This window comes from Bartonella sp. CL100XZDX (genome assembly GCF_042195375.1).
In the GTDB taxonomy this organism is placed as follows: Bacteria; Pseudomonadota; Alphaproteobacteria; order Rhizobiales; family Rhizobiaceae; genus Bartonella.
This window is the reverse complement of record NZ_JBHIOH010000079.1, coordinates 1-5,658: the sequence shown is the minus strand read 5'-3', so window position 1 is coordinate 5,658 and position 5,658 is coordinate 1. Positions and strand designations below refer to the sequence as shown.

The 5,658-nt window shown below is 42.0% G+C and carries 4 protein-coding genes and 2 pseudogenes; 4 read left to right on the top strand and 2 right to left on the bottom strand.

What is annotated here, in order from left to right; translation table 11 throughout:
• The 3 genes and pseudogenes from ACFILU_RS08785 to ACFILU_RS08775 all read left to right on the top strand — a co-directional run.
• Positions 1-1,896: pseudogene (locus ACFILU_RS08785) on the top strand (DUF4815 domain-containing protein); the annotation flags it as partial.
• 14 nt (positions 1,897-1,910) lie between these two features.
• The gene (locus tag ACFILU_RS08780) at positions 1,911-3,266 is read left to right on the top strand and encodes a Bgr_08870 family protein (RefSeq protein WP_375675623.1); all 1,356 of its coding nucleotides are present in this window, start codon (positions 1,911-1,913) and stop codon (positions 3,264-3,266) included.
• Between the two features lie 525 nt (positions 3,267-3,791).
• Entirely contained in the window at positions 3,792-4,610 is an 819-nt protein-coding gene (locus tag ACFILU_RS08775) for a DNA adenine methylase (protein WP_375675625.1), read from the top strand.
• Positions 4,611-4,708: 98 nt separating this feature from the next.
• Here ACFILU_RS08775 and ACFILU_RS08770 read toward each other — a convergent pair whose 3' ends face one another.
• Together ACFILU_RS08770 and ACFILU_RS08765 are read right to left on the bottom strand one after the other, a co-directional pair.
• A complete protein-coding gene (locus ACFILU_RS08770) occupies positions 4,709-5,065 on the bottom strand; it encodes a type II toxin-antitoxin system HigA family antitoxin (protein WP_156851753.1) in 357 nt (118 codons plus the stop codon).
• Complete coding sequence (locus ACFILU_RS08765; protein ID WP_317993618.1) at positions 5,062-5,376, bottom strand: type II toxin-antitoxin system HigB family toxin; 315 nt, start codon at positions 5,374-5,376, stop codon at positions 5,062-5,064. Before ACFILU_RS08765 ends, ACFILU_RS08770 begins: the two co-directional genes overlap by 4 nt.
• A gap of 165 nt (positions 5,377-5,541) precedes the next feature.
• On the opposite strand from ACFILU_RS08765, the pseudogene ACFILU_RS08760 reads away from it, so the two are divergent.
• Positions 5,542-5,658 (top strand): annotated as a pseudogene (locus ACFILU_RS08760) (phage tail protein); the annotation flags it as partial.

The window sequence follows — 5,658 nt, the reverse complement described above, 5'->3', positions numbered from 1 at the left end:
CACACGGGTTGCCCCCTATGATGAGATGTGGCGCTATTTTCAACGGGTGCTCTCCCTTGACCGTCTCATGCAATTAGAGCGTATTAAAAGCAATGTTGACTCTAAAGAACCTGTTGCCAAAAAGGGCATGTTTGCAGACCCTTTTCTTGATGATAGTTACAGAGATGAAGGCTTTCAACAAACAGGTGCTGTAGGCAACGGCATTTTACAGCTTGCCATTGACCCAACCTTTTACATCGCTAATCTTACAGCGCCTGTCACCCTTGACTGGACAAATGAAGTGATCATTGCGCAAGAGTTGACAACGGCTTGCGAAAAAATCAATCCTTATCAAAATTTTGCACCCCTGCCTGGTACAGTAACCCTTGAACCCGCGACAGACTTCTGGCATGAACAGCGCACCGATTGGCTCTCGGGTATCACCAATCAAATCATTATGGGAAAACATCGCGGCAGAACTATCCGTAACACAGAAGTGCGTGATGACTTGGTCAATGCACATCAAGAACAAACCGACTTTTTAAGACAAATTACTCTTCACTTTAAAATTGAAGGTTTTGGCAAGTTAGAACAATTAGCAAGCCTCATCTTTGATGGTGTGAATGTTTTGCCAGCGAGCCGCCTTGTTGCCGATAGCAAGGGCACCCTTGAAGGAAGCTTTACCATTCCTAAAAACATCACCGCTGGCACAAAAAATGTTGTGGCACGGGGGAAAGGTGGAACCATTGCAACGGGGCTTTTTACCGGTCAAGGCGTGATTGATGTGAAAGTGATGCGGCGCACCACCACTGTGAAAATATGGATGCAATTTGACCCACAAGCGCAAGTCTTTACCCCCGATGAAACACGGCAAATCACCGGTATTGACTTTCATCTTTGCAAAATCGGTAATGAGAACCATGATTTGGTGATTGATTTGGTCACTACAGAAAACGGTTATCCGACCGCCGATATTCAAGCACAAAGCTTTTATTCTATGAAGGGCGCAAAGCTAGGGTGGGCAGAGGCACGCTATGATGTCCCTTTGTTAGTCCCTAATGACCGTCTCACCGCCTTTGTCATTAAAACCGATGATGCTGATCATGCCGTTTCACTAGCAAAGCTTGGAGATTTTGATGCAGAACACCAAAGATTTGTTTCAAGTCATCCTTATGTAACGGGACCACGCTTTTCTTCTGTCAATGCGCAGACATGGACCGCCCATCAAGATGAGGCTTTAGCCTTTCGTGTGTTGGCAGCCCGCTACACACAAACAGAAAAAGTCGTAGACTTAGGCACTTTTGACCTTGTGGACTGCTCTGATTTGCAAATACGCGCAGCCATTGAATTGCCTTCAAGCGATTGTTCTGTCATCTTTGAAATTGAAAGAAATAACGGCACGGTTTATCAACTCCTACCCTTTCAATTGCTAAGCCTTACTGAATATATCAGTGAAAAGGTAAAGCTTCGCGCCATTCTCAAAGGGACAGAGAAGCTCTCACCTGTTTTGTTTGCCCCTGTTCAATTGATTGCGGGGAAGATTCATAAGGAAGCCACTTATGTCACCCGTGCTTTTGCCTTTGGGGAAAAGGCAAGGTTAACCAGCTATATCAAAACATTTTTACCGGGCGGTGCAACCTTTACACTCGAGATGCAACTGGATGATGGTGCTTTTACCCCTTTGAAATTAGAGGAAACAGAGCAACTCGCTGAACCGCTTTGGACAGAGCAAAAATTTATCAGTGGTNTACCCCTTTGAAATTAGAGGAAACAGAGCAACTCGCTGAACCGCTTTGGACAGAGCAAAAATTTATCAGTGGTGACAAAGGCGCCAAACAAGCGCGCTTAAAACTCACGCTTACCGGTGGACCGGCGGCACGGTCAATGGTGAGCGATTTTGGCGCCGGTATATTATGAGGGGAAAATGAGAGATGACCAAAACCAAAAAACTCGACATGGAATTGCCTAAAGAAGGACGCTTTATCAGTTCTGAATTCCCAATCTTGCGGGAAAACTTGACCAAAATTGATCAAGCTCTTTTGGCTGTTGAGGAGAAGGTAAACGAAAAAGCACCTTCAAAACACACGCATACCATAAGCGAAATCACAAATCTAGAAAGCGCTCTCAATGGCAAAATGGCAGCCGATAAAACCTTCTCATTTGCTGATTTAAGCGATATCGAAGGCGCAAAAGATGCCGCAAATAATTATGTTCTCTATAAATCAAGCAATAATAACTTCACCTTTGGCAGTGCTGTCTCTCTATTAGGCACACATCAACATAAGATTGAAGATATTGTGGGGCTCGATAAATTTAGAGCCAAGATCAATGAAGATCTCACAAGCTATGGACATCTCACAAGCCCAAATGAATGGAAAAATTACAATAAATTTACCAGCAAAGTCACTATGAGTGGTGACTTAGAACTGTTGGGTAATTCGTCGTTTAACCTTATCCATAACAACAAAGTCGTTAGCAGTCTAAGCACAACCGGAAGCTCGCTTAAAGGACCACTGAAAGTGGATGGTGATCTTGTTTATACGAAATCAGAAATAGATATTCTCAAGCAGGAAATTAAAAAAATCAAAAAAGATTTGATTAATAAACTCATTATTGCCGATGCTGAATTGCTGTATACGCAAGATGGGAAAATTGAATGGCCCGATTGGGTAACAGACCAAACTAGGTTAGAAATCCAAGCATGGGGTGGCGGTGGTAGTGGTGGCGGAGCAGATACGCCAAGATTAGGAGGAGGTGGCGGCGGTGGCGGTTGTTCAGTCTGGTATGGCTATAAAGCCAGTTTAAATGGTCATGAAGATATCACAATTGGTAAGGGTGGAACTTCTGTTGCATCACTCCGTGCAACAGGTAATTCTGGAGGAACAACGACCGTTGGCAAAAATTTTATTACCGCTAAAGGAGGAAATGGTGGAGGGGGGGCTTATTATAATACATCAAGGGGAAATACTTATTACTATTCAGGCATTGGTGGTGCTGGGGGCATTGGAGGAAATTTTGGTTTAGCAACAGACGCACATCTAGGAATTGCCAAAGGCGGAAATGGTTATGCTGGAACGAGTGGAATTACTGGCAAGATAAGCGGTAATGGCGGTGATGCTGGAGGCGATACATCAAGGGGTGGCCCTGGAGGAACAGGAAAAGGTTCTCGTGCTTCAGGAAAAGGAGGGGGCGGTTTTGGTGGAGGTGGTGCTGGCTCTCATGGAGATTCCTCTCCAAGCGGTGCTGGAGCTGATGGTGCTGTCCTTATAAGGTTATGGAAAGATTAATTACATAACCAAAGATAGCACAAGTCAAATGGATAGCTGTTGTATAAGCTGGCTTGTATGATTTTAAGCCCTTTAAAGAGCTTTTTGATTGACAGTGTCAGTCTTATGAGAGAGTGAGATGATTGTTATGGTCTCTTCATTAATTTGGAGAGCAAAATGACAATAGAAGTGAATAGTCTCTGCTGCACTGTAGTGAAGTCATTCTTTATCTCTAGAGAGATGCCCCGAAATCATGGCTAATTCCCTCTTCTACTTCAAAAATTTTGTAAAGAGATCAACGGCTCTTGGCAAGCCGCTCTGATAACCTATCGCTATGAGAAATCAAGCAGATATATCACAGGAATTATCCTAGAAACTCCAAACCAAAGAAAGAAAAAAAATAGAGGCTGGGCTGGTAGTCCAGCCAACGGGAGAAGTTTAGAGACCAACCCGTCCGATGCAACTCAACTCAACATCGCAGCCACTTCTTATCACTTGGAAACAGTGAGAAGATGGCTACTATAGATGAAAGAGTGTTAAAAAATGATGGATACACTTTGTAAAGAAAAATTAAAATCTATTGATCCTATAGAACCAGCTGCCGCTTATGTTGGTGGCAAAATCAAGTTGGCAAAAACCATTATCAAAATCATTGAAGGCATTTCCCATCGCACTTATGCCGAACCTTTTGTTGGCATGGGAGGAATATTCTTTAGGCGGAAATTGATTCCCTTATATGAAGTCATCAATGATCGCTCAGGCGATGTGGTGAATTTTTTTCGGGTGTTGCAACGCCATTATCACCCTTTTATAGATCTGTTGGAGTTCCAAGTAAGCAGCCGTGAGGCGTTCCAGCATTTCGCTCTACAAGATCCAAAGACGCTTACGGATTTAGAGCGAGCTTTGCGGTTTTTATATCTGCAGCGGTTGAGTTTTGCTGGGCAGGTAGCAAAGCGGACATTTGGAGTTGATCCACACCGTGGTGCACGGTTTAATTCTTTCAAACTTGAAGCCTTATTAAAGCTTATTTACCGGCGTTTATCAGGTGTCACTATTGAACATTTAGATTGGTTTGATTTTATCAGGCGTTATGACCGGCCAACGACCTTGTTTTACCTTGATCCACCTTATTGGGGCGTTGAGAATTGCTATGGCAAGGATTTGTTTAAGCGAGAGGATTACCAGACGATGTCCACACTGCTTGCACAATTAAAGGGAAAGTTTGTTCTGTCTCTCAATGATGTGCCAGAGATCCGAAAAACCTTTAGCCAATTTAAACTAAAAGAAGTGAATACATCTTATACATGTGGTTCAAATAATCCAATGCCGGCTCAAGAGCTGATCATCTCAAATTGCGATTTCTAAAACGAGAAATAATACATATTAAAGGGTCTTTAAACGATCTTTGAAGACCTTTTGAAACCCCTTAAAAATCTTTCAAAAAAAATAAATTAGTATAAAACCTAAGCTATCAGACTTTCTAGTGGAATATTGAACTGTTGGTGCAAGTTTTTAATCATGCGCAGTGTTAATTTTCTTTTACCACTCAAGATTTCATAAACACGATTTAAATGACCAATCGCAGGAACGAGATCTTTAGCACTTAAGTTCATTTGTTCCATTCTAAATTTAATAGCTTCAATCGGGTGAGGAGGAGAAACAGGATAGTGTTCTGCTTCATACGCTTCAATCAACAACACAAGAACCTCCATTTGATCAAATTCTGGAGTATTCTCTTTAGGTTGATTGTCAAACATTGCAGACACAATTTCTAAAGCTTCTTGATAATCTCTTTCAGTGCGAAGTGGTTTGATATTCATTTCTTAAATTCCTTTAGTTCTACAGTATTAGCATCAATTGCATCATACTGTTTGTGTGTCCCTATAAATTTTATATAAAGCCAACCTGCTGGATAAAAGATTGAAACAACTAAACGATAATCATTGCCTCTAATATTAAAAACAACACGATTATTCTTTAATATGCTTGCATTTTTATACTTCTCTTTAATGTCATGAGGAGAACGCCACTGCGCATTTTTAGCTTCATCTACCCATGCTTTTAACGGTTGTTCAGCATCAGGATATCGAGCCCAAAAAGTTTGAAGTGTGGAGATTTTAACAATTTTCATAAGTTTATCCTGATTTTTATCAATCTTAGTACCATTTTGGGACCAAGTCAAGATATTTATAAAAAGAAAGTGCTTGTTGAAAACAAACCTTTCTCAAGAGCGGCTTTTTACCTCTCATTTTTCCCATTCATTTTCATTCACCCCTCATTTAAAGGAGCATAAAGTATGGCAACAGGTTTTCTACACGGTGTTGAAGTTGTCGAGGTTGACGACGGCACCCGCCCCCTTCGCGCGGTTCAGTCTGCCGTTATCGGGATTGTTGGCACGGCGCCCGATGCCGAT

Coding starts and splice junctions, on each gene's coding strand:
- ACFILU_RS08780 (WP_375675623.1), top strand. CDS start 1,911: ATGACCAAAACCAAAAAACTCGACATGGAATTGCCTAAAGAAGGACGC.
- ACFILU_RS08775 (WP_375675625.1), top strand. CDS start 3,792: ATGGATACACTTTGTAAAGAAAAATTAAAATCTATTGATCCTATAGAA.
- ACFILU_RS08770 (WP_156851753.1), bottom strand. CDS start 5,065: ATGAATATCAAACCACTTCGCACTGAAAGAGATTATCAAGAAGCTTTA.
- ACFILU_RS08765 (WP_317993618.1), bottom strand. CDS start 5,376: ATGAAAATTGTTAAAATCTCCACACTTCAAACTTTTTGGGCTCGATAT.